This window comes from Streptomyces gobitricini, assembly GCF_039532985.1.
Taxonomy (GTDB): domain Bacteria; phylum Actinomycetota; class Actinomycetes; order Streptomycetales; family Streptomycetaceae; genus Streptomyces; species Streptomyces gobitricini.
On the sequence record NZ_BAAASR010000052.1, the window covers coordinates 69373 to 94979 of the forward strand.

Annotated in this window: 20 protein-coding genes; 11 read left to right on the forward strand and 9 right to left on the reverse strand. The window is 70.5% G+C overall.

Translation table 11 applies throughout. From position 1 onward, the window contains the following. Positions 1-22 precede the first annotated feature (22 nt). From ABD347_RS30135 to mshC, 3 genes are all read left to right on the forward strand, one after another. Positions 23-613 (forward strand): DUF3090 domain-containing protein, encoded by a 591-nt coding sequence (locus ABD347_RS30135; protein WP_064069097.1) that lies wholly within the window; start codon positions 23-25, stop codon positions 611-613. Further along, positions 577-1404 carry an SCO1664 family protein gene (locus tag ABD347_RS30140; protein ID WP_344367136.1) on the forward strand — a complete coding sequence of 276 codons (828 nt, stop codon included), beginning with the start codon at positions 577-579 and terminating at the stop codon, positions 1402-1404. The genes ABD347_RS30135 and ABD347_RS30140 overlap by 37 nt, the downstream gene beginning before the upstream one ends. A 106-nt stretch (positions 1405-1510) precedes the next feature. Then, positions 1511-2740 (forward strand): cysteine--1-D-myo-inosityl 2-amino-2-deoxy-alpha-D-glucopyranoside ligase, encoded by a 1230-nt coding sequence (gene mshC / locus ABD347_RS30145; protein WP_344367138.1) that lies wholly within the window; start codon positions 1511-1513, stop codon positions 2738-2740. Between the two features lie 75 nt (positions 2741-2815). On the opposite strand, the gene ABD347_RS30150 is transcribed toward mshC, so the two are convergent. The 6 genes from ABD347_RS30150 to ABD347_RS30175 all read right to left on the reverse strand — a co-directional run bounded on the left by ABD347_RS30150 (position 2816) and on the right by ABD347_RS30175 (position 9862). Continuing rightward, positions 2816-3940, reverse strand: a complete 1125-nt coding sequence (locus tag ABD347_RS30150) for a PAC2 family protein (RefSeq protein ID WP_344367139.1) — start codon at positions 3938-3940, stop codon at positions 2816-2818. Between the two features lie 141 nt (positions 3941-4081). Further along, positions 4082-4792, reverse strand: coding sequence for a FadR/GntR family transcriptional regulator (locus tag ABD347_RS30155; RefSeq protein ID WP_344367141.1), 711 nt, complete (start codon positions 4790-4792; stop codon positions 4082-4084). Positions 4793-4895: 103 nt separating this feature from the next. Then, positions 4896-6506 carry a glycerol-3-phosphate dehydrogenase/oxidase gene (locus tag ABD347_RS30160; protein ID WP_344367142.1) on the reverse strand — a complete coding sequence of 537 codons (1611 nt, stop codon included), beginning with the start codon at positions 6504-6506 and terminating at the stop codon, positions 4896-4898. A 6-nt stretch (positions 6507-6512) separates the two neighbouring features. Further along, positions 6513-8039, reverse strand: coding sequence for a glycerol kinase GlpK (glpK, locus tag ABD347_RS30165; RefSeq protein WP_344367144.1), 1527 nt, complete (start codon positions 8037-8039; stop codon positions 6513-6515). Between the two features lie 32 nt (positions 8040-8071). Continuing rightward, positions 8072-8863, reverse strand: coding sequence for an MIP/aquaporin family protein (locus tag ABD347_RS30170; protein ID WP_344367146.1), 792 nt, complete (start codon positions 8861-8863; stop codon positions 8072-8074). 234 nt (positions 8864-9097) lie between these two features. After that, the gene (locus tag ABD347_RS30175) at positions 9098-9862 is read right to left on the reverse strand and encodes an IclR family transcriptional regulator (RefSeq protein WP_344367147.1); all 765 of its coding nucleotides are present in this window, start codon (positions 9860-9862) and stop codon (positions 9098-9100) included. A gap of 236 nt (positions 9863-10098) precedes the next feature. Here ABD347_RS30175 and metH point away from each other — a divergent pair, with 236 nt between their 5' ends. From metH to ABD347_RS30195, 4 genes are all read left to right on the forward strand, one after another. Then, the gene (gene metH / locus ABD347_RS30180; protein ID WP_344367149.1) at positions 10099-13611 is read left to right on the forward strand and encodes a methionine synthase; all 3513 of its coding nucleotides are present in this window, start codon (positions 10099-10101) and stop codon (positions 13609-13611) included. A gap of 156 nt (positions 13612-13767) precedes the next feature. Next, on the forward strand, positions 13768-14469 hold the full coding sequence (locus tag ABD347_RS30185; RefSeq protein ID WP_344367151.1) for an HAD family hydrolase: 702 nt from the start codon (positions 13768-13770) through the stop codon (positions 14467-14469). Between the two features lie 478 nt (positions 14470-14947). After that, positions 14948-16546, forward strand: coding sequence for an ABC transporter substrate-binding protein (locus ABD347_RS30190; RefSeq protein WP_344367152.1), 1599 nt, complete (start codon positions 14948-14950; stop codon positions 16544-16546). 63 nt (positions 16547-16609) lie between these two features. Further along, positions 16610-18199 (forward strand): ABC transporter substrate-binding protein, encoded by a 1590-nt coding sequence (locus tag ABD347_RS30195; RefSeq protein ID WP_344367154.1) that lies wholly within the window; start codon positions 16610-16612, stop codon positions 18197-18199. 117 nt (positions 18200-18316) lie between these two features. Here the strand turns inward: ABD347_RS30195 and ABD347_RS30200 are convergent, their stop codons facing one another. Beyond that, positions 18317-18988, reverse strand: a complete 672-nt coding sequence (locus tag ABD347_RS30200; RefSeq protein WP_064069109.1) for a response regulator — start codon at positions 18986-18988, stop codon at positions 18317-18319. Between the two features lie 142 nt (positions 18989-19130). Next, complete coding sequence (locus ABD347_RS30205) at positions 19131-19916, reverse strand: RecB family exonuclease (protein ID WP_344367198.1); 786 nt, start codon at positions 19914-19916, stop codon at positions 19131-19133. 236 nt (positions 19917-20152) lie between these two features. Here ABD347_RS30205 and ABD347_RS30210 point away from each other — a divergent pair, with 236 nt between their 5' ends. The 3 genes from ABD347_RS30210 to ABD347_RS30220 all read left to right on the forward strand — a co-directional run bounded on the left by ABD347_RS30210 (position 20153) and on the right by ABD347_RS30220 (position 23080). Then, the gene (locus tag ABD347_RS30210; protein ID WP_344367156.1) at positions 20153-21400 is read left to right on the forward strand and encodes a site-2 protease family protein; all 1248 of its coding nucleotides are present in this window, start codon (positions 20153-20155) and stop codon (positions 21398-21400) included. An 18-nt stretch (positions 21401-21418) separates the two neighbouring features. After that, positions 21419-22306 carry a tRNA (adenine-N1)-methyltransferase gene (locus ABD347_RS30215; RefSeq protein WP_344367157.1) on the forward strand — a complete coding sequence of 296 codons (888 nt, stop codon included), beginning with the start codon at positions 21419-21421 and terminating at the stop codon, positions 22304-22306. 186 nt (positions 22307-22492) lie between these two features. Next, positions 22493-23080, forward strand: a complete 588-nt coding sequence (locus ABD347_RS30220; RefSeq protein WP_344367159.1) for a hypothetical protein — start codon at positions 22493-22495, stop codon at positions 23078-23080. A 4-nt stretch (positions 23081-23084) separates the two neighbouring features. On the opposite strand, the gene ABD347_RS30225 is transcribed toward ABD347_RS30220, so the two are convergent. Beyond that, positions 23085-23396 (reverse strand): ferredoxin, encoded by a 312-nt coding sequence (locus ABD347_RS30225; RefSeq protein WP_344367161.1) that lies wholly within the window; start codon positions 23394-23396, stop codon positions 23085-23087. A gap of 232 nt (positions 23397-23628) precedes the next feature. Here ABD347_RS30225 and arc point away from each other — a divergent pair, with 232 nt between their 5' ends. Then, a complete protein-coding gene (gene arc, locus ABD347_RS30230) occupies positions 23629-25395 on the forward strand; it encodes a proteasome ATPase (protein ID WP_344367162.1) in 1767 nt (588 codons plus the stop codon). Positions 25396-25607: the final 212 nt, after the last annotated feature.

Genomic DNA, 25607 nt, shown 5'->3' on the forward strand with positions numbered 1-25607 from the left:
ACCGAAGCAAGGGAGAGGGAACGTGTCCCGTCAGGTGTTCCTCTATGACCCACCGGAGCGTTTCGTGGCCGGCACGGTCGGGCTGCCTGGCCGCCGTACGTTCTTCCTCCAGGCCTCCGCCGGGGGCCGGGTCACCAGTGTCGCCCTGGAGAAGACGCAGGTGGCCGCGCTCGCCGAGCGGATCGACGAGCTGCTCGACGAGGTGGTGCGACGGACGGGGGGCAACGCCCCGGTACCGGCCGTCGCGCCGTCCGACGTCACGGACACCGCGCCGCTGGACTCCCCGGTCGAGGAGGAGTTCCGGGTCGGCACGATGGCGCTGGCCTGGGACGGCGACGAACAGCGCATGATCGTGGAGGCGCAGGCGCTGGTCGAGCTGGACGTGGAGTCCGAGGAGGACCTCGCGGAGGCCGAGGAGCGGCTGCTCCAGGACGAGGAGAACGGCCCGCCGATGCTGCGCGTCCGGCTCACCGGGGCACAGGCGAGGGCGTTCGCCAAGCGCGCGCTCGACGTGGTCAACGCGGGCCGGCCGCCGTGCCCGCTGTGCAGCCTGCCGCTCGATCCGGAAGGACACGTATGCCCGCGCCAGAACGGATACCGCCGGGGAGCCTGACGGCGGTGGAGCTGCTCGACCTGCTCGCCAAGGGTGAGCTGACGGTGCGCGGGCAGGTCCGCGAGGCGTCCAACGCGGTGCTGTTCTGTTCCGTCGCGTACGAGGGCCGGGAAGCCGGCTGCGTCTACAAACCCGTCGCGGGGGAGCGCCCGCTGTGGGACTTCCCCGACGGGACGCTGGCGCAGCGAGAGGTGGCGGCCTACGAGGTGTCCGAGGCGACCGGCTGGGGCCTGGTGCCGCCGACCGTCCTGCGGGACGGCCCGTACGGCCAGGGCATGGTGCAGCTGTGGATCGAGGGCGACCCGTCGGCCTCCCTGCTGGCCCTGGTCGACGAGGAGGAGCCGGGCGAGGGCTGGAAGGCGGTCGGGCTCGCGCAGGTGGACGAGGACCGCACCGCCCTGCTGGTGCACGCCGACGACGTACGGCTGCGGCGGCTCGCCGTGCTCGACGCGGTGATCAACAACGGCGACCGCAAGGGCGGCCACCTGCTGCCCGCGCCGGACGGCCGGCTGTACGCGATCGACCACGGCGTCACCTTCCACGTGGACGACAAGCTGCGCACCCTCCTGTGGGGCTGGGCGGGCGAGGCGCTCCCGGACGAGGCGCTGGAGGTCCTGGCCCGGCTGGACGCCTCGCTGGCGCCCGGCGGGGACCTCGCCGGCCGCCTGGCCGAGCTGATCACGCCGACGGAGGCCGCGGCGGTCCGGTCCCGGGTGGCGGCCCTGCGCTCCTCCGGCCGCCATCCGGAACCCTCGGGGCAGTGGCCCGCCATCCCCTGGCCCCCGGTGTGACGACCGGGGCGCAGCACACGCCGACCGAAGCCGCAAGAGGGCGTGTTCGGTCATGACTTCCGCATCCGGTTCGTATCCGGAACAGGCATCCGGTTACGCTCGTGACATGCATGCCTGGCCCGCTTCTGAGGTCCCCGCCCTGCCCGGCAAGGGCCGCGACCTCCGGATCCACGACACCGCGACCGGTGGACGAGTGACCCTCGACCCCGGCCCCGTCGCCCGTATCTACGTCTGCGGCATCACGCCGTACGACGCGACCCACATCGGTCACGCGGCGACCTACAACGCGTTCGACCTCGTTCAGCGCGTGTGGCTCGACACCAAGCGGCAGGTCCACTACGTCCAGAACGTCACCGACGTGGACGATCCGCTCCTGGCACGGGCCGTCCGCGACGACATCGACTGGGTCGCCCTCGCCGAGAAGGAGACGGCCCTCTTCCGCGAGGACATGACCGCCCTGCGGATGCTCCCGCCCCAGCACTACATCGGCGCAGTCGAGGCCATACCCGGCATCGTGCCGCTCGTGGAGCGGCTCCGGGACGTGGGCGCCGCGTACGAACTCGAGGGCGACGTCTACTTCTCCGTGGAGTCCGATCCGCACTTCGGCGAGGTCTCGCACTACGACGCCGAAGTCATGCGCGCCCTGTCCGCCGAGCGTGGCGGCGACCCGGACCGCCCCGGTAAGAAGAACCCGCTCGACCCGATGCTGTGGATGGCCGCCCGTGAGGGCGAGCCGAGCTGGGACGGCCGCAGCCTCGGGCGTGGCCGCCCCGGCTGGCACATCGAGTGCGTGGCCATCGCCCTGGACCACCTCGGCATGGGCTTCGACATCCAGGGCGGTGGCTCCGACCTGGTGTTCCCGCACCACGAGATGGGCGCCTCCCACGCCCAGGCGCTGACCGGCGAGCACCCGTTCGCCAAGGCCTATGTGCACGCCGGGATGGTCGCCCTGCACGGCGAGAAGATGTCCAAGTCCAAGGGCAACCTCGTCTTCGTCTCCGCGCTCCGCCGCCAGGGCGTCGACCCGGCCGCGATCCGGCTCGCGCTGCTGGCCCACCACTACCGCGCCGACTGGGAGTGGACCGACGAGGTCCTCCAGGAGGCCGTGGAGCGGCTGGACCGCTGGCGTGCGGCGGTCTCCCGGCCCGACGGGCCCTCCGCCGACGCGCTGGTCGACGAGGTGCGCGAGGCGCTGGCCGACGACCTGGACGCCCCGGCCGCCCTCGCGGCCGTGGACCGCTGGGCCGCCCGCCAGCGGGCCGAGGGCGGCACGGACGAGGCCGCACCGGGGCTGGTGTCCCGGATCGCCGACGCCCTGCTGGGCGTGGCGCTGTAGGCGAACCCCGCGGCGTCCGCCGACGACGGCGGGGCGGTACCTGATCGTCAGGTGCCGCCCCGCCGTCGTACGCGCTCAGTCCTCGGACGAATCCGGGGCGTCCGGTACGTCCGGTGCGCCCGGCGAATCCTCGGAGTCCCGGGCTCCTGGGGCGTCCGGCGCGCCCTCGGCGCCCGGTGGCTTCCGGGTGTCGGGCGTGTCCCCGGTGCCCGGTGGCTTCGGCATGTCCCCGTCCCCGCCGTCCCCGTCCCCGCCGGCGCTCGCGTCGTCGGCCTTCGGCGGTTTCGGCGGACGGGTCCGCCCGCTCGACGTGTCGCGCAGGTACGGGTTGTCGCCGGTCTCGGTGGCGTGGCTCGGCCCGCCGTCCCGCCGCCGCAGGTACCGCTCGAACTCGCGTGCGATGGCCTCACCCGACGCCTCCGGGAGCTCCGCGGTGTCCCGCGCCTCCTCCAGCGTCTGGACGTACTCCGCCACCTCGCTGTCCTCCGACGCCAGCTGGTCCACGCCGACCTGCCAGGCCCGGGCGTCCTCGGCCAGCTCACCCAGCGGGATGCGCAGGTCGATGAGGTCCTCCAGCCTGTTGAGCAGCGCCAGCGTCGCCTTGGGGTTCGGCGGCTGCGACACGTAGTGCGGCACCGCCGCCCACAGGCTCACCGCCGGCACGCCCGCGTGGGTGCAGGCCTCCTGAAGGATGCCGACGATGCCCGTCGGCCCTTCGTACCGGGTCTCCTCCAGGTCCATGGTGCGCGCCAGGTCCGGGTCGGACGTGACGCCGCTGACCGGTACCGGCCGGGTGTGCGGGGTGTCGCCGAGCAGCGCGCCCAGGATCACCACCATCTCCACACCCAGTTCATGGGCGAAGCCGAGCAGTTCGTTGCAGAACGAGCGCCAGCGCATCGACGGCTCGATGCCGCGGACCAGTACCAGGTCGCGCGGTTTGTCACCGCCCACCCGGACCACCGAGAGCCGGGTGGTCGGCCAGGTGATCTTCCGTACCCCGCCGTCCAGGTACACCGTGGGCCGGTTGACCTGGAAGTCGTAGTAGTCCTCGGCGTCGAGCGCCGCGAACACCTCGCCCTTCCACTCCCGTTCCAGGTGCGCGACCGCGGTGGAGGCGGCGTCGCCGGCGTCGTTCCAGCCCTCGAACGCGGCCACCATGACCGGGTCGATCAGCTCGGGAACCCCCTCGAGCTCGATCACCCAGGCCTCCTTCCGAAGTTCCGTGCGTACGGACCAACCTTACGGCTTTCCGAGGCCTCGCCCGCAGCCTCTGTACAGGGACGGATGCTGTTCCGACCGGGAGCCACTACCCACGACGACCGGGGGAAACACGGCGGGAAGTCAGCCGATTCGTCCGGGCGCCGCCTCCGGCCCGGTGGGCCGGGCGGCCGATCGGAGCCACTGCTCGACGCCCGCCACATGGACCGTCGCCCAGGAGCGCGCCGCCTCCGCGTCGCGAGCGCGCAGCGCGGCGAGGATCGCCCGGTGCTCGTCGAGCGTCCGGCCGACCGCGTCCTCCAGGACCAGGCCGCGCCAGATCCGGGCCCGGGTCGCCGGCCCCGACAGACCCTCCAGCAGCGAGCACAGCACCGCGTTCCCGGCGGCGCCCGCGACGCTCCGGTGGAACTCCAGGTCGGCGGCGACCAGTTGCTCCACCGACGGCTGCTCGCCCAGCGCCTCCAGCCGGCCCGTCAGGGCGTCCAGTCCGGCGTCGGTGATGCGGCTCGCGGCCAGGGCGGTCGCGGCGGGTTCCAGGACCCGGCGTACGGCGACGAACTCCAGTGCCGTGTCGTCACGGTGGAAGTCCACGGCGAAACCGAGCGCCTCCAGCAGTAGTTGGGGATCGAGACTCGTCACATAGGTGCCGTCGCCCTGGCGCACGTCGAGGACGCGGATCAGCGACAGCGCGCGCACCGCCTCCCGCAGGGAGCTGCGCGACAGGCCCAGCTCCGCGGCGAGTTCGCTCTCCTTGGGGAGCCGGTCACCCGGACGCAGCGCGCCCGAGACGATCATCCCCTTGATCCTCTCGATCGCCTCGTCGGTCACGGCCATGCCGGGCTCCCCCTCCAGACATCCGATGTCTGAGCGTACAGCGAGGGCGGCTCCCTCGGGAGCCGCCCTCGTGACCCGTACGGTCCTGGCCCGATGCGTACGATCAGGCCTTCTTGCCGAGCATGTCCTCGACCTTGGTGCGGATCCCGTCCGTCGCCAGACCCCGGATCGTCAGGGTCGTGCGGCGGCGCAGCACGTCGTCCGCGGTCTCGGCCCACTCGTGGTCACGGGCGTAGGCCACCTGGGCCCAGATCTCCGGGGCGTCCGGGTGGATGCGCTCGGCGAGCTCCGGGTCGTCGTTGGCCAGGCGCGCGATGTCGAAGGAGAGCGAGCCGTAGTGCGTGGCCAGGTGGCGGGCGGTGTCGGCGGCCATGCGCGGGCCGGGCGTACCGCCGTCGACGAGCAGCCGGTGGGCCACCGCGTTGGGGTTGGCTATGCCGGGCAGCGGCAGCTTCCTGGGGAGCCGGGAGACCGGCTCCATGTCCTCGCCCAGCGGGTGGCCGGGCAGGGACGCCAGCTTGTTCATCACCGTACGGCCGATGTGGCGGAACGTCGTCCACTTGCCGCCGGCCACCGACAGCATGCCGCCGCGGCCCTCGGTCACCACCGTCTCGCGCTTGGCCTTGGAGGTGTCGCCGGGCCCGCCCGGCAGCACCCGCAGACCGGCGAACGAGTAGGTGATCAGGTCGCGGGAGAGCTGCTGGTCGCGGATGGAGAACGCGGCCTCGTCCAGGATCTGGGCGATGTCCTTCTCGTTGACCGCGACCTCGCCGGGATCGCCCTCGTACTCCTCGTCGGTCGTGCCGAGCAGCAGCATGTCCTCCCAGGGGAGGGCGAAGGTGATGCGGTACTTGTCGATCGGCGTGGCGAGCGCGGCCTTCCAGGGGGAGGTGCGCTTCAGGACGAGGTGCGCGCCCTTGGACAGGCGGATGGAGGGGGCCGCGTTCGGGTCCTCCATCCGGCGCAGGTGGTCGACCCAGGGGCCGGTGGCGTTGAGGACCAGGCGGGCGTCGACGCCGAACTCGTCGCCGCTGGTGCGGTCGCGGAGGTCGGCACCGGTGACCCGGCCCCTGGTGAACCGCAGTCCGGTGACCTCGGCGTGGTTGAGGACGGTGGCGCCCGCGTCGACGGCCGCGCGGACCGTCATCAGGGCCATGCGCGCGTCGTTCATCTGGTCGTCGCCGTACACGGCCACGGCCTTGAGGTTGTCGGTGCGCAGCTCCGGGACGTCCTGGGCGGCCTTGGCGGGGCTCAGGAGGTGGCCGACCCCGTCGCCGAAGGCGGAGAGCGCCGAGTACGCGAAGACGCCCGCGCCGAGCTTGGCGGCGCCGTGCGGTCCGCCCTTGTAGACCGGCAGGTAGAAGGTGAGCGGGTTCGCCAGGTGCGGGGCGACCTGGCGGGAGACCGCACGGCGCTCGAAGTGGTTCTCCGCGACCAGCTTCACCGCGCCGGTCTGCAGGTAGCGCAGACCGCCGTGGAGCAGTTTGGAGGAGGCGGAGGAGGTGGCGCCGGCGAAGTCGCCGGCGTCCACCAGGGCCACCCGCAGCCCGGACTGCGCGGCGTGCCAGGCCGTGGAGATGCCCAGGATGCCGCCGCCGATCACCAGGAGGTCGTAGGTGGCCTTGGAGAGCTGCTCCCGCGTCTCGGCACGGCTCGGCAGGCGACCGGCAGCCGGGTGCGTCCCGAGGGTGGGGACGCTCTGCAGGGTGGTCATGTCGATTTACTCCTCGTCCTCGATCCAGCCCATGGTCCGCTCGACGGCCTTGAGCCAGTTCTTGTACTCGCTGTCACGCTTGTCAGCGTCCATGCGGGGGGTCCACTCGGCGGCCCTGCGCCAGTTGGCGCGCAGCGCGTCGGTGTCGGGCCAGAAGCCGACGGCCAGGCCGGCGGCGTAGGCGGCGCCGAGGCAGGTCGTCTCGGCGACCATGGGGCGCACCACGGGGGCGTCCACGAAGTCCGAGAGGGTCTGCATCAGCAGGTTGTTGGAGGTCATGCCGCCGTCGACCTTGAGCGCGGCCAGCTCGACGCCGGAGTCCTTCGTCATGGCGTCGGTGATCTCGCGGGTCTGCCAGGCGGTGGCCTCGAGCACGGCGCGCGCGATGTGCGCCTTGGTGACGTACCGGGTGAGGCCGGCGATCACACCGCGGGCGTCGGAGCGCCAGTACGGGGCGAAGAGGCCGGAGAAGGCCGGTACGAAGTACGCGCCGCCGTTGTCGTCGACCGAGGACGCGAGCGTCTCGATCTCGGCGGCGGAGTTGATCAGGCCCATCTGGTCGCGCATCCACTGCACCAGCGAGCCGGTGACGGCGATGGAGCCTTCCAGGGCGTACACCGGCGCCTGGTCGCCGATCTTGTAACCGACGGTGGTGATCAGGCCCGAGTAGGAGTTGATGATCTTCTCGCCGGTGTTCAGCAGCAGGAAGGTGCCCGTGCCGTACGTCGACTTCGCCTCACCCTCGGAGAAGCAGGTCTGGCCGAACAGGGCCGCCTGCTGGTCGCCGAGCGCGGAGGCGACCGGGACGCCGTCGAGGACGCCGCCCTTGACGTGGCCGTAGACCTCGGCGGAGGAGCGGATCTCCGGCAGGACCGTCGTCGGGACCTCCATGGAGTGGGCGATCTTGTCGTCCCACTCCATGGTGTGGAGGTTCATCAGCATGGTCCGGGAGGCGTTGGTGACGTCGGTGACGTGGCGACCGCCGTCCACACCGCCGGTGAGGTTCCAGATGACCCAGGAGTCCATGGTGCCGAAGAGGATGTCGCCGCGTTCGGCGCGCTCGCGCAGGCCCTCGACGTTGTCGAGCATCCAGCGGATCTTCGGGCCGGCGAAGTACGACGCGAGCGGCAGGCCGGTCTCGCGGCGGAAGCGGTCCTGGCCGACGTTGCGGCCGAGCTCCCGGCACAGGGAGTCGGTGCGGGTGTCCTGCCAGACGATGGCGTTGTGGACGGGCTCACCGGTGTTCTTGTCCCACAGCAGCGTGGTCTCGCGCTGGTTGGTGATGCCGATCGCCTTGACGTCGGCGGAGGTGATACCGGCCTTCTCGATGGCGCCGGCGACGACTTCCCGGACATTGGCCCAGATCTCGGCGGCGTCGTGCTCCACCCAGCCCGGCTTGGGGAAGATCTGCTCGTGCTCCTTCTGGTCGACGGAGACGATGCGCCCGTCGCGGTCGAAGACGATGCAGCGGCTGGAGGTGGTGCCCTGGTCGATGGCCGCGATGAACGGGCCGGCGGTGTGTGCGTCGGTCACGGTTGCTCCCGTAGGTGAGTGAGAAGGACGGCTCAGGCGAACGCGATGTTGTAGATACCCGCGGCGAGGGCTCCGCCCATCAGCGGGCCGGCGACGGGGATCCAGGCGTAGCCCCAGTCGGAGCCGCCCTTGTTCGGCAGCGGGAGCAGGGCGTGCACGATGCGCGGGCCGAGGTCACGGGCCGGGTTGATGGCGTAGCCGGTCGGACCGCCGAGCGAGAGGCCGACGGAGACCACGACGAGCGCGACCATCAGGCCGCCGACCACGCCCAGACCCTTGCCGGAGTCGTTGAGACCCTGGGTGAGGACCGCGAGGACGAGCACCAGGGTGCCGAGGATCTCGGTGGCCAGGTTCTGCCAGACGTTGCGGATCTCGGGGCCGGTGGAGAAGACACCGAGCACGGGGCCGGCCTTGCCCGCCGACTCGTGGTGCGGGCCCTCGATGGCCTTGTCGACCGGCTCGCCCACGATCTCCCGGTCGGTGAGGTGCGCGTGGAACTGCCCGTAGTAGGCGATCCACACCAGCGCCGCGCCGATCATGGCGCCGAGGAGCTGGCCCGCGAAGTAGACCGGGACGTTCTTCCAGTCCCCGTCCTTGATCGCGATGCCGACCGTGACGGCGGGGTTGAGGTGGGCGCCGGACAGCGAGCCCGCCATGTAGACGGCGGTCAGGACAGCGAAACCCCACCCGAAGGTGATGGCCAGCCAGCCGGCGTTCTGCGCCTTGGAGCGCTTGAGTACGACGGCGGCGACCACGCCACCGCCGAGCAGGATGAGTACGGCGGTACCAATGATCTCGCCGATGAAGATGTCGGAGCTGGACACCCGCGACTCCTTTGTCCTTCGTCCAGGGGAAGGCGAACCCCGGGTCCCTCCGGTGGTCCGCGCCCTCAGGTGGGGGCGTTAACCGGCCTCCTGGCGTTGTCACACTCTAACGCGTATTGCCGGTAGGTGTTCGACAATGCCGACCGATGAACGGCAGTTTTGCCCCCTGGTAAACGTGGCGTCAAGAGTTCTGTTGGCCGAAACTCGTTCGTTATGGACCGGTGCGCCCGAGGTTCAGAAGCGACTGGCGCCCAGATCGCGGGAGACCGCGCGGGCGCAGTCCCGCACCGCCGCGACCAGCTCCTGGCGCAGCTCGCCGCCGTCGCAGACCCGCTCCACGGCGCCCGTGATGGCGACCGCACCCACGGGCATCCGGCGCCGGTCGTGGATGGGCGCGGCCACCGAGGCGACGCCCTCCCAGGTCTCCTCCACGTCCGCCGCCCAGCCGCGGGCGCGGGTCATGTCGAGCACGGCCTCGAAGTCCTCCAGGTCCGTGACGGTGCGCGGCGTGAACGCCTTGCGCCCGACCTCCAGGGCCTCGGTGTGCGCCACCGGGTCATAGGCGGACAGCACTTTGCCCAGCGCCGTGGAGTGCAGCGGCTGCATGGCCCCGACCTCCAGGACCTGACGGCTGTCGTCGGGCCGGAAGACGTGGTGGACGACGAGTACGCCGTGCTGGTGCAGCACCCCCAGGTGGACGCTCTCGCCGCTGGAGCGGGCCAGGTCGTCCGTCCACACCAGGGCGCGGGCGCGCAGCTCGTGGACGTCGAGGTAGCTGTTGCCGAGGCGCAGCAGCTCCGCGCCGAGCTGGTAGCGGCCGGAGGCGGGGTCCTGCTCGACGAAGCCCTCCGCCTGGAGGGTGCGCAGAATGCCGTGCGCCGTACCCTTGGCCAGGTCCAGCGACGACGCGATGTCCGACAGCCCGAGTCGGCGCTCGCCGCCGGCGAGCAGTCGCAGCATCGCTGCCGCTCGTTCCAGCGACTGGATGTTCTTCGGCATCGCCCGGCCTTTCTCCCGCGGTTCGACAATGCTGAACACTATCGGTCGTTGTCGACCTTCAGCCACATCGAGGCGAACCCCGGGGGACCCACCCGGACGGACGACGCCGCCTCAGCATGCCGTCCCACCACCTGGAACAAGATGTCCACCCCGGCGGGTACGCGGTTACTCTGGCCCGGTGCGCCTTCCCCCGAAGGCGCAAAGCCGACAGCCGTCGCATCCCTGGGAGCTCATCCATGGCCTCGTCGCCGACCCCTTCCGCTGACAGCAGGACCCGAGCCGCCGCCCTGCGCGAGGCGCTCGCCACCCGCGTGGTCGTGTCCGACGGAGCCATGGGCACGATGCTCCAGGCGCAGGACCCCACCCTCGAGGACTTCGAGGGCCTCGAGGGCTGCAACGAGATCCTCAACATCTCCCGGCCCGACATCGTCCGTACGGTCCACGAGGAGTACTTCTCCGCCGGTGTCGACTGCGTCGGCACCAACACGTTCAACGCGAACTTCTCCGCCCTCGGCGAGTACGACATCTCCGACCGCATCCTGGAGCTGTCCGAAGCGGGCGCCCGCATCGCCCGCGAGGCCGCCGACCGGTTCACCGCCGGCGACGGCCGGCAGCGCTGGGTGCTCGGCTCCATGGGCCCCGGCACCAAGCTGCCCACCCTCGGCCACGTCTCGTACGCGACCATCCGCGCCGCGTACCAGCAGAACGCCGAGGGACTGATCGCCGGCGGCGCCGACGCCCTCCTCGTCGAGACCACCCAGGACCTCCTCCAGACCAAGGCCGCGATCCTCGGCGCCCGGCGGGCCATGGAGATCGCCGGCCTCGACCTGCCCCTGGTCTGCTCCGTCACCGTCGAGACCACCGGCACCATGCTCCTCGGCTCCGAGATCGGCGCCGCGCTCACCGCGCTGGAGCCGCTGGGCATCGACATGATCGGCCTGAACTGCGCCACCGGCCCCGCCGAGATGAGCGAGCACCTGCGCTACCTGTCCCGCCACTCCCGCGTCCCGCTCTCCTGCATGCCCAACGCCGGCCTGCCGGTCCTGGGCAAGGACGGGGCGCACTACCCGCTGACGGCGCCCGAGCTGGCGGACGCGCAGGAGGCGTTCGTCCGCGACTACGGGCTGTCACTGGTCGGTGGCTGCTGTGGTACGACGCCGGAACACCTGCGCCAGGTCGTCGAGCGCGTCCGGGGCCTGGTCCCCGCGGAGCGGGAGCCGCGTCCGGAGCCGGGCGCCGCCTCGCTGTACCAGACCGTGCCGTTCCGTCAGGACACCGCCTACATGGCGATCGGTGAGCGGACCAACGCCAACGGTTCGAAGAAGTTCCGTGAGGCGATGCTGGAGGGGCGCTGGGACGACTGCGTGGAGATGGCGCGGGACCAGATCCGCGAGGGCGCCCACATGCTGGACCTGTGCGTGGACTACGTCGGCCGGGACGGTGTGGCCGACATGGAGGAGCTGGCCGGCCGGTTCGCCACCGCCTCCACCCTGCCCATCGTGCTGGACTCCACCGAGGTGGAGGTCATCCGGGCGGGACTGGAGAAGCTCGGCGGCCGTGCGGTGATCAACTCGGTCAACTACGAGGACGGCGACGGACCCGAGTCCCGGTTCGCCAAGGTCACGACGCTGGCCAAGGAGCACGGTGCGGCGCTGATCGCGCTGACCATCGACGAGGAGGGCCAGGCCCGCACGCCGGAGGCCAAGGTCGCGATCGCCGAGCGGTTGATCGCCGACCTGACCGGCAACTGGGGCATCCGTGAGGAGGACATCCTCATCGACACCCTGACCTTCACCATCTGCACCGGCCAGGAGGAGTCCCGCAAGGACGGGATCGCCACCATCGAGGCGATCCGCGAGCTGAAGCGGCGACACCCGGACGTGCAGACGACGCTGGGTCTGTCCAACATCTCCTTCGGCCTGAACCCCGCTGCCCGGATCCTGCTGAACTCCGTCTTCCTCGACGAGTGCGTGAAGGCGGGCCTGGATTCGGCGATCGTGCACGCGAGCAAGATCCTGCCGATCGCCCGCTTCGACGAGGAGCAGGTCGCCACCGCCCTCGACCTCATCTACGACCGGCGCGCCGAGGGCTACGACCCGCTGCAGAAGCTGATGGAGCTGTTCGAGGGCGTCAACACCACGTCGCTGAAGGCGGGCCGGGCCGAGGAACTGGCCGCGCTGCCGCTGGAGGAGCGTCTCAAGCGGCGCATCATCGACGGCGAGAAGAACGGCCTGGAGGCCGACCTGGACGAGGCGCTGACCGCTCGCCCGGCCCTGGACATCGTCAACGACACCCTGCTGGAGGGGATGAAGGTCGTCGGCGAGCTGTTCGGCTCCGGCCAGATGCAGCTGCCGTTCGTGCTCCAGTCCGCCGAGGTGATGAAGACCGCGGTGGCCTACCTGGAGCCGCACATGGAGAAGACGGACGACGACGGCAAGGGCACCATCGTCCTGGCCACCGTGCGCGGCGACGTCCACGACATCGGCAAGAACCTCGTCGACATCATCCTCTCCAACAACGGTTACAACGTCGTCAACCTCGGCATCAAGCAGCCTGTCTCGGCCATCCTCGAAGCCGCGGACGAGCACCGGGCCGACGTCATCGGCATGTCGGGTCTCCTGGTCAAGTCGACCGTGATCATGAAGGAGAACCTGGAGGAGCTCAACCAGCGGGGCCTGGCGGCGAAGTACCCCGTCATCCTCGGCGGCGCCGCCCTCACCCGCGCCTACGTCGAGCAGGACCTCCACGAGATCTACCAGGGCGAAGTCCGCTACGCCCGCGACGCCTTCGAGGGCCTGCGCCTCATGGACGCCCTGATCGCCGTCAAGCGCGGTGTCCCCGGCGCGGCCCTGCCCGAGCTCAAGCAGCGGCGCGTGCGCCCGGCCGCCGGCGCCGTGGTCGACGAGCCGGCGCCCGAGAGCGGCGTCCGCTCCGACGTGGCCACCGACAACCCCGTACCCGAGCCGCCGTTCTGGGGCACCCGGGTCGTCAAGGGCATCCAGCTCAAGGAGTACGCGTCCTGGCTGGACGAGGGCGCCCTCTTCAAGGGCCAGTGGGGCCTGAAGCAGGCCCGGACCGGAGAGGGGCCCACGTACGAGGAGCTCGTCGAGACCGAGGGCCGGCCCCGGCTGCGCGGCTGGCTGGACCAGCTGCACACGAAGAACATGCTGGAGGCGGCGGTCGTCCACGGCTACTTCCCGTGCGTGTCCAAGGGCGACGACCTGATCCTCCTCGACGAGAGCGGCAACGAACGCACCCGCTTCACCTTCCCGCGCCAGCGCCGCGGCCGCCGCCTGTGCCTGGCCGACTTCTTCCGCCCGGAGGAATCGGGCGAGATCGATGTCGTCGGCCTCCAGGTCGTCACCGTCGGATCGCGCATCGGCGAGGCCACCGCCGAGCTGTTCGCCGCCGACTCCTACCGCGACTACCTGGAACTGCACGGCCTGTCGGTCCAGTTGGCGGAAGCGCTCGCCGAGTACTGGCACGCGCGCGTGCGCGCGGAACTCGGCTTCGCGGGGGAGGACCCGGCCGACGTGGAGGACATGTTCGCTCTGAAGTACCGCGGCGCGCGGTTCTCGCTCGGCTACGGCGCCTGCCCCGACCTGGAGGACCGAGCGAAGATCGCGGAGCTGCTCCGGCCGGAGCGGATCGGCGTCCGCCTCTCGGAGGAGTTCCAGCTCCACCCGGAGCAGTCCACCGACGCCATCGTCATCCACCACCCGGAGGCCAAGTACTTCAACGCGCGCTGACGGGCGACGCGACGTACACTGGTCGGTCCAGTGCAGGCCGGTCGCTCTCCCAGCGGGTCCGGTGGCGCCCCGGCGGGGTCCCCGCCGAAGGTTCCCACCGGGACTTCCCACCGGGGAGAGCGGTCGGCCTTCTCGTCCCTCCATGGAGGTGTGCCGATGACCAGTACGGTCCCCGCGTCCTTGACCCGCATGGCCGAGGGTTCCGCCCTGCAGGCCGTCTTCCTCGACATGGACGGAACGCTCGTCGACACCGAGGGGTTCTGGTGGGACGCGGAGGTCGAGGTCTTCGGTGAGCTGGGCCACACCCTCGACGACTCGTGGCGGGACGTGGTCGTCGGCGGGCCGATGACCCGCAGCGCGGGTTACCTGATCGAGGCCACCGGCGCCGACATCACCCTCGCCGAGCTCACCGTGCTGCTCAACGAGCGGTTCGAGCAGCGCATCGGGCGCGGTGTCCCGCTGATGCCGGGTGCCGAGCGGCTCCTCGGCGAGCTCGCCGCGCACAACGTGCCCACCGCACTGGTCTCCGCCTCGCACCGGCGGATCATCGACCGGGTCCTGCACGCGCTCGGCCGGGACCGTTTCACCCTCACCGTGGCGGGCGACGAGGTGACCCGCACGAAGCCGCACCCCGATCCGTACCTCCTGGCCGCCCGAGGCGTGGGCGCCGAGCCGGGCAGATGCGCCGTCATCGAGGACACCGCGACCGGTGTCGCGGCCGCCGAGGCGGCGGGCTGCCGCGTGGTCGCCGTGCCGTCCGTCGCGCCCATCGCGCCCGCCGCCGGCCGGGTGGTCGTGGGATCACTGGAAGAAGTGGACCTGCGCTTCCTGCGGACGCTGATCGCGCGAATGAACTGAACGGGTGCCCGGGATGCGCCGTGGGACGGCGCGTGACCCCGGGGCGCCGGACCATGCGTTCTCCGTCACCACCGCCAGAGGGTGGAGGAGTGACCTTGGTCACCCAGCGTGGCGTGCGGCGCATGGCCGGAAAAACCCGCATGCCCGGAAGGCGACGCTTCGGGCCCGTCCATGTGTCCTGATTCATGGAGAGGTGCACGAATCCTTCCAGCGCATAGAGATCGACCCGCGCGCATTACTGATCACTGTCCGGCGCGGCCTCAACTCGGTCCCGTTCCCGCGCGCCTGGCGGCGCCCACTAATCTCTTGCCGAGAACTTCGCCGCAGTTTCCGCGTGTCCCGCCCGGCCCACCGAGCCTCCGGGAACACAGGATCGATCGCTCTGTATCCCGGCCCGATCGCTCCGCCCCGACCGGGTGGACGCGGCGGAGTGTCCCTACGCCGCTGTACCCAGTGCCGGATGAGGAGAACGTCCAGAATGAACCGCAAGACCTTGGTGCTGCCGGCCGTACTCGGCCTGCTCGCCCCCGTGCTCGTCGCCTGTGGCGGGTCGGACGGCGGCTCCGGCGGCGATGCCATCGTCGTCGGTACCACGGACCAGTTCGCCGCCACCCAGGACGCCTCCGCCCCCTTCGACCCGGCCTTCGCGTACGACACCGGCGTCTGGAACGTACTGCGGCAGACCGTGCAGACCCTGATGCACGTTCCGCGCGGCGGCGGCGCCCCGGTGCCGGAGGCGGCCTCCCAGTGCGGCTTCACCGACCGGTCCAGCGAGCGCTACCGCTGCACCCTCCGCGACGGCCTGACCTTCGCCGACGGCACGCCCATCACCTCCAAGGACGTGAAGTTCTCCATCGAGCGGGCGCTCGCCATCAACTCGGACAACGGCGCGGCCGGCCTGCTGTCGAACATCGACACGATCGAGACCAAGGGCGACGGCCAGGTCGTCTTCCATCTGAAGAGCCCCGACGCCACCTTCCCGTACAAGCTCTCCACACCCGTCGCCGGCATCCTGAGCAGCGAGAAGTACGAGGCCGGGAAGCTCCGCGACGGCTTCCAGGTCGACGGCTCCGGCCCGTACACGATGAAGGCCGAGGTCAGCGGCGACCGGGTCACCAAGGTCGTCTTCTCCAGGAACACCCGCTACAAGGGCGACATCAAGCTCCGCAACGACCGGGTCGAGCTGCGCTCCTTCGGTGACGCGGACGCGATGGGCAAGGCCCTCGAATCCGGCGACATATCCATGATGACCAGGACCATGTCGCCCGATCAGGTCCGGGAGCTCAACGAGAACCCCAAGCCCGGCATCGAGATCACCGAAGTGCCCGGCCTGGAGATCCGCTATCTCGGCTTCAACACCGACGCCCCGTCCGTCAGCGACAAGGCGGTACGCCAGGCCATGGCCGCGGTCGTCGACCGCAACCAGCTCGCCGGCAAGGTGTACGGGTCGACCGCGACCCCGCTGTACTCGCTGATCCCCTCCAGCATCACCGCGCACACCAACTCCTTCTTCAACAAGTACGGCGAGCCGAGCGGCAAGAAGGCCGCCGGCATCCTCCGCGACGCCGGCATCACCACCCCGGTGAAGCTGACGCTGCACTACACCAGCGACCACTACGGCGCGGGCACCGCCCAGGAGTTCAAGGCGCTGCGCGACCAGCTCAACGCCACCAAGCTCTTCGACGTCACCGTCGAAGGGACCAAGTGGTCCGAGTTCCGCCCCGCCCAGAAGCGCGGCGAGTACGCCGTCTACGGCCTCGGCTGGTTCCCCGACTTCCCGGACCCGGACAACTACATCGCGCCGTTCCTCGACGCGGACAACTTCCTCAACACCCCCTACGTCAACAGCGCCACCCGCACCCGGCTCCTCCCCGAGTCGCGCCGCGCGGCCGACCGCAACGCCGCCTCGTCCGCCTTCGCGCAGATCCAGGACATCGTCGCCACCGACGTTCCTGTGCTGCCGCTCTGGCAGGGCAAGCAGTACGTCGCCGCGCGCGACGACCTGACCGGTGTGGAGTGGTCGCTGAACACCTCCTCGGATCTGCAGCTCTGGGAGCTCGCCCGAGGTATCGCCTGACCCTGCTGTACCCGGCCGCGCACACGGGCTCGGCCGGCGATGAGATCCAGAGGCAAGGTTCCTGTGAAGGCACACAACAAGTGGCTGACGGCCCCGCTGGCGGCGGGGCTCGCGGCCGCCCTGCTGAGCGGCTGCGGTGAGGACGAGGGTGGCGGCGCCGGTGGCTCCGGCGGCTCGGTGATCGTCGGTATGTCCGACGAAGTCCTGGCGACGGACCCCGCCGCCGGTTACGACCCGGGCTCGTGGCTGCTGTTCAACAACGTCTTCCAGTCCCTGCTCAGCTTCCCCAAGGGCGCCTCGGTGCCCCAGCCGGAGGCGGCCGACAAGTGCGGCTTCGACCAGGGCGGCAGCAAGGTCTACCGTTGCACGCTGCGCGACGGGCTGAAGTTCAGCAACGGCAACCCCCTCACCTCCGAGGACGTCAAGTTCTCCTTCGAGCGGGCGCTGAAGATCAACGACCCGGCGGGCCCCGCGCCTCTGCTGGGGACCATCGACAAGATCGACACGCCGGACGAGAAGACCGTCGTCTTCACCCTGAAGGTCCCCGACGCCACCTTCCCGAGCAAGATCGCTTCGGGTGCCGGGTCCATCGTCGACCACCGGGAGTACAAGGACGGCGAGCTGCGCACCGACAAGAAGGCGGTCGGCTCCGGTCCGTACAGGCTCGACTCGTTCAAGGAGGGCGAGGCCGTCTTCTCGCCCAACCCCGACTACCGGGGCACGGTCAAGGTGAAGAACGCCGGCGTCACGCTGAAGTTCTTCCACGGCGACCGCAAGGCGCTCGGCGCGGCCCTGAAGAAGGGCGAGATCGACGTCGCCTACCGTGGCCTCGGCGCGGCCGACATCGCGGAGATCGAGGCCTCCGGCACGACGTCGGAGCGCGAGGTGGAGGTCATCGAGGGCACCAGCGCCGAGGTGCAGCACCTGGTGTTCAACGTCGACGACCCGGTCGTCGGCAAGCTCGGCGTGCGCAAGGCCATCGCGTACCTCGTCAACCGTGACACGCTGGTCAACGACGTCCACCGGTCGACCGCCACCCCGCTGTACTCGATCATCCCGGCGGGGATCATCGGCCACAACACCGCCTTCGTCAACGAGTACGGCGACCAGCCGCAGCGCGCGAAGGCCGAGCAGGCGCTGCGCTCCGCCGACGTCGACGGCAAGGTGAAGCTCACCCTCTGGTCGACGCCCAGCCGTTACGGCCCCTCGACCGACGACACGCTCAAGGCGATCGCCAAGCAGCTCAACGCCAGCGGCCTGTTCGACGCCACCGTCAAGTCCGTCGAGTTCAACCAGTACGAGAAGGACATCAAGGCCGGCAAGTACGGCGTGTACGTGAAGGGCTGGGTGCCCGACTACCCGGACCCGGACAACTTCACGCAGCCGTTCTTCGGTGAGGACAACGTCCTCCAGAACAACTACGAGAACAGCAAGATCACCGGCACGCTGGTCCCGCGCACCGCCGCGACCGCCGACCGGGCCGCGGCCGAGGAGGACTTCGGCAAGCTCCAGGACCTGGTCGCCAAGGACCTGCCGATCCTGCCGCTGTGGCAGGGCAAGCAGTACGCGGTCGCCCGGGACGGCATCACCGGCCTGGAGTGGACGCTGGACGCCTCCACCGTCTTCCGCTTCTGGGAGATCAAGAAGGGCTGATACGAGCCGGTACGCGAAGCGGGGTGCCCGACACCGGTCGGGCACCCCGCTTCCGCGTTCCGCGCGGCGTGTTCCGCGTTCCGTGTGGTGCGTTCCGCGCGGCGCGGGGGTATCGGCTCACTGGGCGCCGGGACGCACCAGACCGCTCTCGTACGCGTACACCGCGGCCTGCACCCGGTCGCGCAGGCCCAGCTTGGTCAGTACGTGCCCCACATGCGTCTTGACCGTCGTCTCGCTGACGAACAGGTCGGCGGCGATCTCGGCGTTCGACAGCCCGCGCGCCACCAGCTTCAGCACCTCGACCTCACGGTCGGTCAGCGTGTTCAGCGCGTCCGGCACCGGCTCCTCGCCGGAGGGGAGGTGGTCCGCGTACTTGTCGAGCAGCCGGCGCGTGATGCTCGGCGCGAGCATCGCCTCGCCCGCCGCCACCACGCGGATCGCCTGCACCAGCTCATTGGCCGGCGCGTCCTTCAGCAGGAAACCACTGGCCCCGGCGCGCAGCGCCTCCACCACGTACTCGTCCAGGTCGAACGTCGTCAGCACCAGCACCTTCGCCGGCCCGTCCCGTCCCGGCCCGGTGATCTGGCGGGTCGCCTCCACACCGTCCATGCGGGGCATCCGGATGTCCATCAGCACCACATCGGGCTGGAGCGCCCGCACCTGGTCGAGAGCCTGGAGGCCGTCCCCGGCCTCACCGACGACCGCGATGTCCTGCTCCGCCTCCAGAATCATCCGGAAGCCGGTGCGCAGCAGCGGCTGGTCGTCGACCAGTAGGACGCGGATAGCCACAAGTACTCCTCCAAGGCTCAGCTGACCGGGCCCATTCTGCCCTGGCCGGCCCACCCCGGCTCCGCCGGTCCCGAGGCCGGCTCCCGTGCCGGCCCGGAACCGCCCGCTCCGCCGGTCCGCGCCGCCGCCGGCCGGACGGCGGCTAGCTCTCGTCCGCCCGCGGCGCCGGAACGACCGGCAGCGGGTAGACCGGAGGAGTGCCGCCGAACTCGGGGCAGACCGACTGGTGGTCGCACCACCCGCACAGCTTCGTCGGCCGCGGCCGCCAGTCACCCGTCTCGGTGGCATGCGCGATCGCGTCCCAGAGCGCCTGGAGCTTGCGCTCCACCCTCAGCAGATCCGCCTCCACCGGGTCGTACGTCAGCACGTCACCGCTGCCGAGGTACACCAGCTGGAGCCGGCGCGGCACCACGCCCCTCAGCCGCCAGACCACCAGGGCGTAGAACTTCATCTGGAACAGCGCGCCCTCGCTGTACTCCGGGCGCGGAGCCTTGCCCGTCTTGTAGTCGACGATCCGGACCTCGCCCGTGGGCGCCACGTCGACCCGGTCGATCACCCCCCGCAGCCGCAGCCCCGACTCCAGCTCGGTCTCCACGAACAGCTCCCGCTCCGCCGGCTCCAGCCGGGTGGGGTCCTCCAGCGCGAACCACCGCTCGACCAGCTGCTCCGCCTCGGCCAGCCAGCGCGCCAGCAGCTCGCCGTCCGCGTCCCCCTCGAACAGCTGGCCGAGCTCCGGGCGCGACTCCAGCAGCCGCGTCCACTGCCCCGGCACCATCGCCCTGGCCCGCGGAACCGTCCGCTCCACCGCCGGATCGTCGAAGAGCCGCTCCAGCACGGCGTGCACCAGCGTGCCGCGGGTCGCCGCCGCGCTCGGCTTCTCCGGCAGTTTGTCGATCACCCGGAACCGGTACAGCAGCGGACACTGCATGAAGTCGCTCGCCCGCGACGGCGAGAGCGACGCGGGCGGCCGGGGCCCCCCGGCCTCCCCGGCACCGGGACCGGTGGACGGGCTCGGGGCGGCGGACGGGCTCGGAGAGCTGGACGGGCTCGTGGTCATGGTTCCAAACCCTACGGCCCGCCACTGACACCGAGCGGCATACCATCGACGGCAGACCCTCCCACACTGCATGATCGTCGTGTGACGCTTCACACCGAAGGGAACCTGTGAACAAGGACGACGAGAGCGGCGAGCGCTCCCGCCCCAGGTCAGGCCCGGCCGGAGCCGCCGCTCCCGACAGCGGAAAGCCGCAGCGGCCACAGGGAGGCGGCGGCATCCTGATGGGCCGTGTCTTCGGAGTGCCCGTGTACGTCGCCCCCAGCTGGTTCCTGGTCGCGGCCCTCATCACCTGGGTCTTCGGCGGCCAGATCGAGCGGGTCCTGCCCGAACTCGGCAACGCGCGCTATCTGGTCTCCCTGTTCTTCGCGGTCGCCTTCTACGCCTCGGTGCTCGTGCACGAACTGGCCCACACCGTCGCCGCGCTCCGCTTCAAACTGCCGGTGCGCCGCATCCAGCTCCAGTTCTTCGGTGGCGTCTCCGAGATCGAGAAGGAGTGCGAGACCCCCGGCCGCGAGTTCGTCCTCGCCTTCGTCGGCCCCCTGCTCTCGCTGCTCCTGGCCGGTGTCTTCTACGGCGCGATGTACGCCGCCGAACCCGGCACCGTCACCGGCGTCCTGCTCACCGGCCTGATGATCTCCAACCTCATCGTCGCCGCCTTCAACCTGCTGCCCGGCCTCCCGCTCGACGGCGGCCGCATGCTCCGAGCGGTCGTCTGGAAGATCACCGGCAGGCCCATGAGCGGCACCGTGGCCGCCGCCTGGGTCGGCCGTGCCCTCGCCGTCACCGTCCTGATCGGCCTGCCACTGCTCACCCACACCGGCGCCCTCGGCAACGACACCCGGGACATCAGCGGCCTGGAGACGGTCACCGACGCGCTCCTCGCCGCCATCCTGGCCGCCATCATCTGGACCGGCGCCGGCAACAGCCTCCGCATGGCGCGGCTGCGCGAGCACCTCCCCGACCTGCGAGCCCGCACCCTCACCCGGCGCGCCGTCCCCGTCGAGCCCGGCACCCCCCTCTCCGAGGCACTCCGCCGCGCCAACGAGGCCGGCGCCCGTGCCCTCGTCGTCGTCGACGGACAGGGCGAGCCCACGGCCCTCGTCCGGGAGACGGCCATCGTGGGCGTCCCCCAGCACCGCCGCCCCTGGGTCGCGGTCAGCGGCCTCGCCCAGGAACTCACCGAGGGCATGAGGGTCCCCGCCGACCTCGCCGGCGAGGCGCTCCTGGACAAGCTGCGCGCGACGCCGGCCACCGAGTACCTGGTGGTCGAGGAGTCCGGCGAGATCTACGGCGTGCTGTCCACCGCGGACGTCGAGCGGGCCTTCGTCCAGGCCATGGCACGGCCGGGTTCCTGAACCCCATACACTGGTCACATGTCCGAACCGACCGGTGCCGCCCGCCGTCGCGGGCCCTTCGAGGTCGGGGACCAGGTCCAGCTCACCGACCCCAAGGGACGCCACTACACGTTCACGCTCGAGGCCGGGAAGAATTTCCACACCCACAAGGGTTCCTTCCCGCACGACGAGCTGATCGGTGCTCCCGAGGGCAGTGTTGTCCGTACCACGGGAAACGTCGCCTACCTCGCGCTGCGCCCCCTGCTCCCCGACTATGTCCTGTCCATGCCCCGCGGCGCCGCCGTGGTCTACCCCAAGGACGCGGGGCAGATCCTGGCCTTCGCCGACATCTTCCCCGGCGCGCGCGTCGTCGAGGCCGGGGTGGGTTCCGGGTCGCTCAGCAGCTTCCTGCTCCGAGCCATCGGTGACAGCGGCATGCTGCACTCCTACGAGCGCCGCGAGGACTTCGCCGAGATCGCCAAGGGCAACGTCGAGCGCTACTTCGGTGGTCCGCACCCCGCCTGGCAGCTCACCGTCGGCGACCTCCAGGACAACCTCTCCGACAGCGACGTCGACCGGGTCATCCTGGACATGCTCGCCCCGTGGGAGTGCCTGGAGGCCGTCTCCAAGGCCCTCGTCCCGGGCGGCATCCTCTGCTGCTACGTCGCGACCACCACCCAGCTCGCCCGCACCGTGGAGTCGATCCGCGAGATCGGCTGCTACGCCGAGCCGCAGCCGTGGGAGTCGATGATCCGCAACTGGCACGTGGAGGGCCTGGCGGTCCGCCCCGATCACCGGATGATCGGCCACACCGGCTTCCTGGTCACCGCCCGCCGCCTCGCGGACGGCGTGGAGCCCCCGATGCGCCGCCGCCGCCCCGCCAAGGGTGCGTACGGCGAGGACTACGAAGGCCCCAACAAGGGCTGACACGGGGCAGAGACAGGGGCTGACGCTCCGGCAACGCCGCGGCGCCGCCGTCGAGTTCCCGCCACCGGCGGGGAACTCGACGGCGGCGCCTTCACGTTCGCCGTACCACCCCCCGGTTCCCCCTCGGTGTGACGTATGGCACGATGCAGGCCACCGCCACCGCACAGCTCACAGGAGACACCCCGCGTGCAGACCTCCGCCGTCCGGGACCTCGCGCACACCCACGCCCGCCCGGTGCACTGGCTCGCCACCGCCGTGGCGATGGCCGCGGTCGTCGCCGGTGCCGGAATGCTCCAGCCCGGCTCCGCGACCGCCTCCCAGGCGGGCGGGATCCGGCCGGCGGCGGCGCCCGCCCCGGCTCCCGCTCCCGACTCGGCCACGGTCACGTACCCCCTCGAATGCGGCGGCGCGTCCAGCGTGGTGGCGAAGCGGGCGACGGGCGACATCGACGGGGACGGCCGCCCGGAGACGGTCGTGGCGGCGCACTGCCGAGCGGGTTCCGGTACGCCGCCGAGCGGCCTGTACGTCCTGGCCCGCGGCACCGGCGGCGGAGCCGCGGGTGCCGCCCGCGTGGTCGCCACGCTGGTGGAGCCGGCCGAGCGGCGCAGCGTCGGGGGGCTCGCCGTACGTGACGGAGTGGTCACGGCGGCCCTGTTCGGGTACTCCTCACCGGACGTACCGAGCTGCTGTCCCGATCAGCGGGAGACGGTCAAGTGGCGGTGGGAGGGCGACAAGTTCGTCCGTACCGCCGCGGCCGGATCCATGGGTGCCTGAACGGTCACTCGGCGTCAGGGCCGTAGACCTCGACCCTGTCCGAAACGCGCCGTACGTGGATGCAGTCGCCGGGGCACTCCTTGGCGGAGTCGGCGACGTCCTGGAGCAGCGGCAGCGGGACGGGCGCGGTGGCGCCCGGGGCCTGCAGCAGTTCGTCGTCGGCGCTCTTCACGTACGCGAGGCCGTCGATGTCCAGCTCGAAGACCTCGGGAGCGTACTGCGCGCAGATCCCGTCGCCGGTGCAGAGGTCCTGGTCGATCCAGACCTCCAGGGCCTCGCCGGCGCCCGTGGTCGGAGCCTCGTGCTGCACGGTCATGTTCCTGCCTCTGGTGTGGTAAGTCGGGCCAACCCTGACGGGTGTTGACCACACCGACGATACAACCGCCCGCTTTCAGATGTTGATGGGTGGGTATCCCCCTGGTGCGAGGGAGAGCGCAAGGGTGAAGATCGGACACACCCCGAGAGTCTTTGTGATCTAGGGGTTTCAATCCTCACCCACCCAGGTAGGGTCAGAAAGCGTCCAGCTCCCCTTGGAGGAGGTGAGGACCGTGGCAGCCCACGACGACGACATCAACCGCGGCATCCGGCCGGGGCGGGGGTCTGAAGACCCTGCCGGCCAGGTTGCCTATCTCGAGCAGGAAATCGCCGTCCTGCGACGTAAGCTCGCCGACTCTCCGCGTCATACGAGGATTCTCGAAGAGCGGATCGTCGAGCTGCAGACCAACCTGGCCGGCGTGTCCGCGCAGAACGAGCGACTCGCCAACACGCTCCGTGAGGCCCGCGACCAGATCGTGGCCCTCAAGGAGGAGGTCGACCGGCTCGCGCAGCCGCCGGCCGGCTTCGGTGTCTTCCTGCGTGCGAACGAGGACGACACCTGCGACATCTTCACCGGGGGCCGCAAGCTCCGGGTGAACGTCAGCCCCAGCGTCGAGCTCGAGGAGCTCCGGCGCGGCCAGGAAGTGATGCTCAACGAAGCGCTCAACGTGGTCGAGGCCATGGAGTTCGAGCGCGCCGGGGACATCGTCACCCTCAAGGAGATCCTCGAGGACGGCGAGCGCGCCCTGGTGATCGGGCACACCGACGAGGAACGGGTGGTGAGGCTCGCCGAGCCGCTGCTGGACATCACCATCCGGCCCGGCGACGCCCTGCTGCTGGAGCCCAGGTCCGGCTACGTCTACGAGGTGATCCCGAAGAGCGAGGTCGAGGAACTCGTCCTCGAGGAGGTCCCGGACGTCGACTACACCAAGATCGGTGGTCTGGGGAACCAGATCGAGCTGATCCGGGACGCGGTCGAGCTCCCGTACCTCTACCCCGACCTCTTCCAGGAGCACGAACTGCGGCCGCCGAAGGGCATCCTTCTCTACGGCCCGCCCGGCTGCGGCAAGACACTGATCGCGAAAGCCGTCGCCAACTCGCTTGCCAAGAAGGTCGCCGAGGTGACCGGCCAGCCCGCGGGGAAGAGCTACTTCCTCAACATCAAGGGCCCCGAGCTCCTCAACAAGTACGTCGGCGAGACCGAGCGGCACATCCGCCTGGTCTTCCAGCGCGCTCGTGAGAAGGCGAGCGAGGGCACTCCGGTGATCGTCTTCTTCGACGAGATGGAGTCCCTCTTCCGCACCCGTGGCTCCGGTGTCAGCTCGGACGTGGAGAACACCATCGTCCCGCAGCTGCTCGCCGAGATCGACGGTGTGGAGGGCCTGGAGAACGTCATCGTCATCGGCGCCTCCAACCGCGAGGACATGATCGACCCCGCCATCCTCAGGCCGGGCCGACTCGATGTGAAGATCAAGATCGAGCGTCCGGACGCGGAGGCCGCGAAGGACATCTTCGCCAAGTACCTGACACCTTCGCTGCCGCTGCACGCGGACGACCTGGCCGAGCACAATGGGTCCAAGGAAGCCGCGGCCCAGGCGATGATCCAGTCGGTCGTGGAGCAGATGTACGCGGAATCCGAGGAGAACCGGTTCCTCGAGGTCACGTACGCCAATGGCGACAAGGAAGTCCTGTACTTCAAGGACTTCAACTCCGGCGCGATGATCCAGAACATTGTCGACCGGGCGAAGAAGATGGCCATCAAGGCCTTCCTCGACCACAACCAGAAAGGTCTCAGGGTCTCCCACCTCCTCCAGGCATGCGTGGACGAGTTCAAGGAGAACGAGGACCTGCCGAACACCACCAACCCGGACGACTGGGCCCGGATCTCCGGAAAGAAGGGCGAGCGGATCGTCTTCATCCGCACGCTCGTCACCGGAAAGCAGGGTGCCGACACCGGTCGGTCCATCGACACGGTGGCGAATACCGGTCAGTACCTGTAGATCGCATTCCGGCTGCGGGTGCCCCGGAGTCCCCCGCCCACGGCGGGGGAGGGCATCCGCGGCCGGTTGCTTTCACCGGTCCCTGGCCATCATTCCGACGACACCGCAGCAATGACGCAATTGATCTCCCCACCAGCGCAGAGGCGTTCTAGGCTCTTCCGTACCGCCCAGTCGCGCAGTGCGGGGACGGGCACCGCACACGCATCGGAGAA

Bases quoted from the DNA above. Each gene is read 5' to 3' on its own strand.
- metH (WP_344367149.1), top strand. From the start codon at position 10,099: ATGGCCTCGTCGCCGACCCCTTCCGCTGACAGCAGGACCCGAGCCGCC.
- ABD347_RS30215 (WP_344367157.1), top strand. From the start codon at position 21,419: ATGTCCGAACCGACCGGTGCCGCCCGCCGTCGCGGGCCCTTCGAGGTC.
- ABD347_RS30140 (WP_344367136.1), top strand. From the start codon at position 577: ATGCCCGCGCCAGAACGGATACCGCCGGGGAGCCTGACGGCGGTGGAG.
- ABD347_RS30160 (WP_344367142.1), bottom strand. From the start codon at position 6,506: ATGACCACCCTGCAGAGCGTCCCCACCCTCGGGACGCACCCGGCTGCC.
- mshC (WP_344367138.1), top strand. From the start codon at position 1,511: ATGCATGCCTGGCCCGCTTCTGAGGTCCCCGCCCTGCCCGGCAAGGGC.
- ABD347_RS30185 (WP_344367151.1), top strand. From the start codon at position 13,768: ATGACCAGTACGGTCCCCGCGTCCTTGACCCGCATGGCCGAGGGTTCC.
- ABD347_RS30205 (WP_344367198.1), bottom strand. From the start codon at position 19,916: ATGCAGTGTCCGCTGCTGTACCGGTTCCGGGTGATCGACAAACTGCCG.
- ABD347_RS30175 (WP_344367147.1), bottom strand. From the start codon at position 9,862: ATGCCGAAGAACATCCAGTCGCTGGAACGAGCGGCAGCGATGCTGCGA.
- ABD347_RS30225 (WP_344367161.1), bottom strand. From the start codon at position 23,396: ATGACCGTGCAGCACGAGGCTCCGACCACGGGCGCCGGCGAGGCCCTG.
- ABD347_RS30190 (WP_344367152.1), top strand. From the start codon at position 14,948: ATGAACCGCAAGACCTTGGTGCTGCCGGCCGTACTCGGCCTGCTCGCC.
- ABD347_RS30155 (WP_344367141.1), bottom strand. From the start codon at position 4,792: ATGGCCGTGACCGACGAGGCGATCGAGAGGATCAAGGGGATGATCGTC.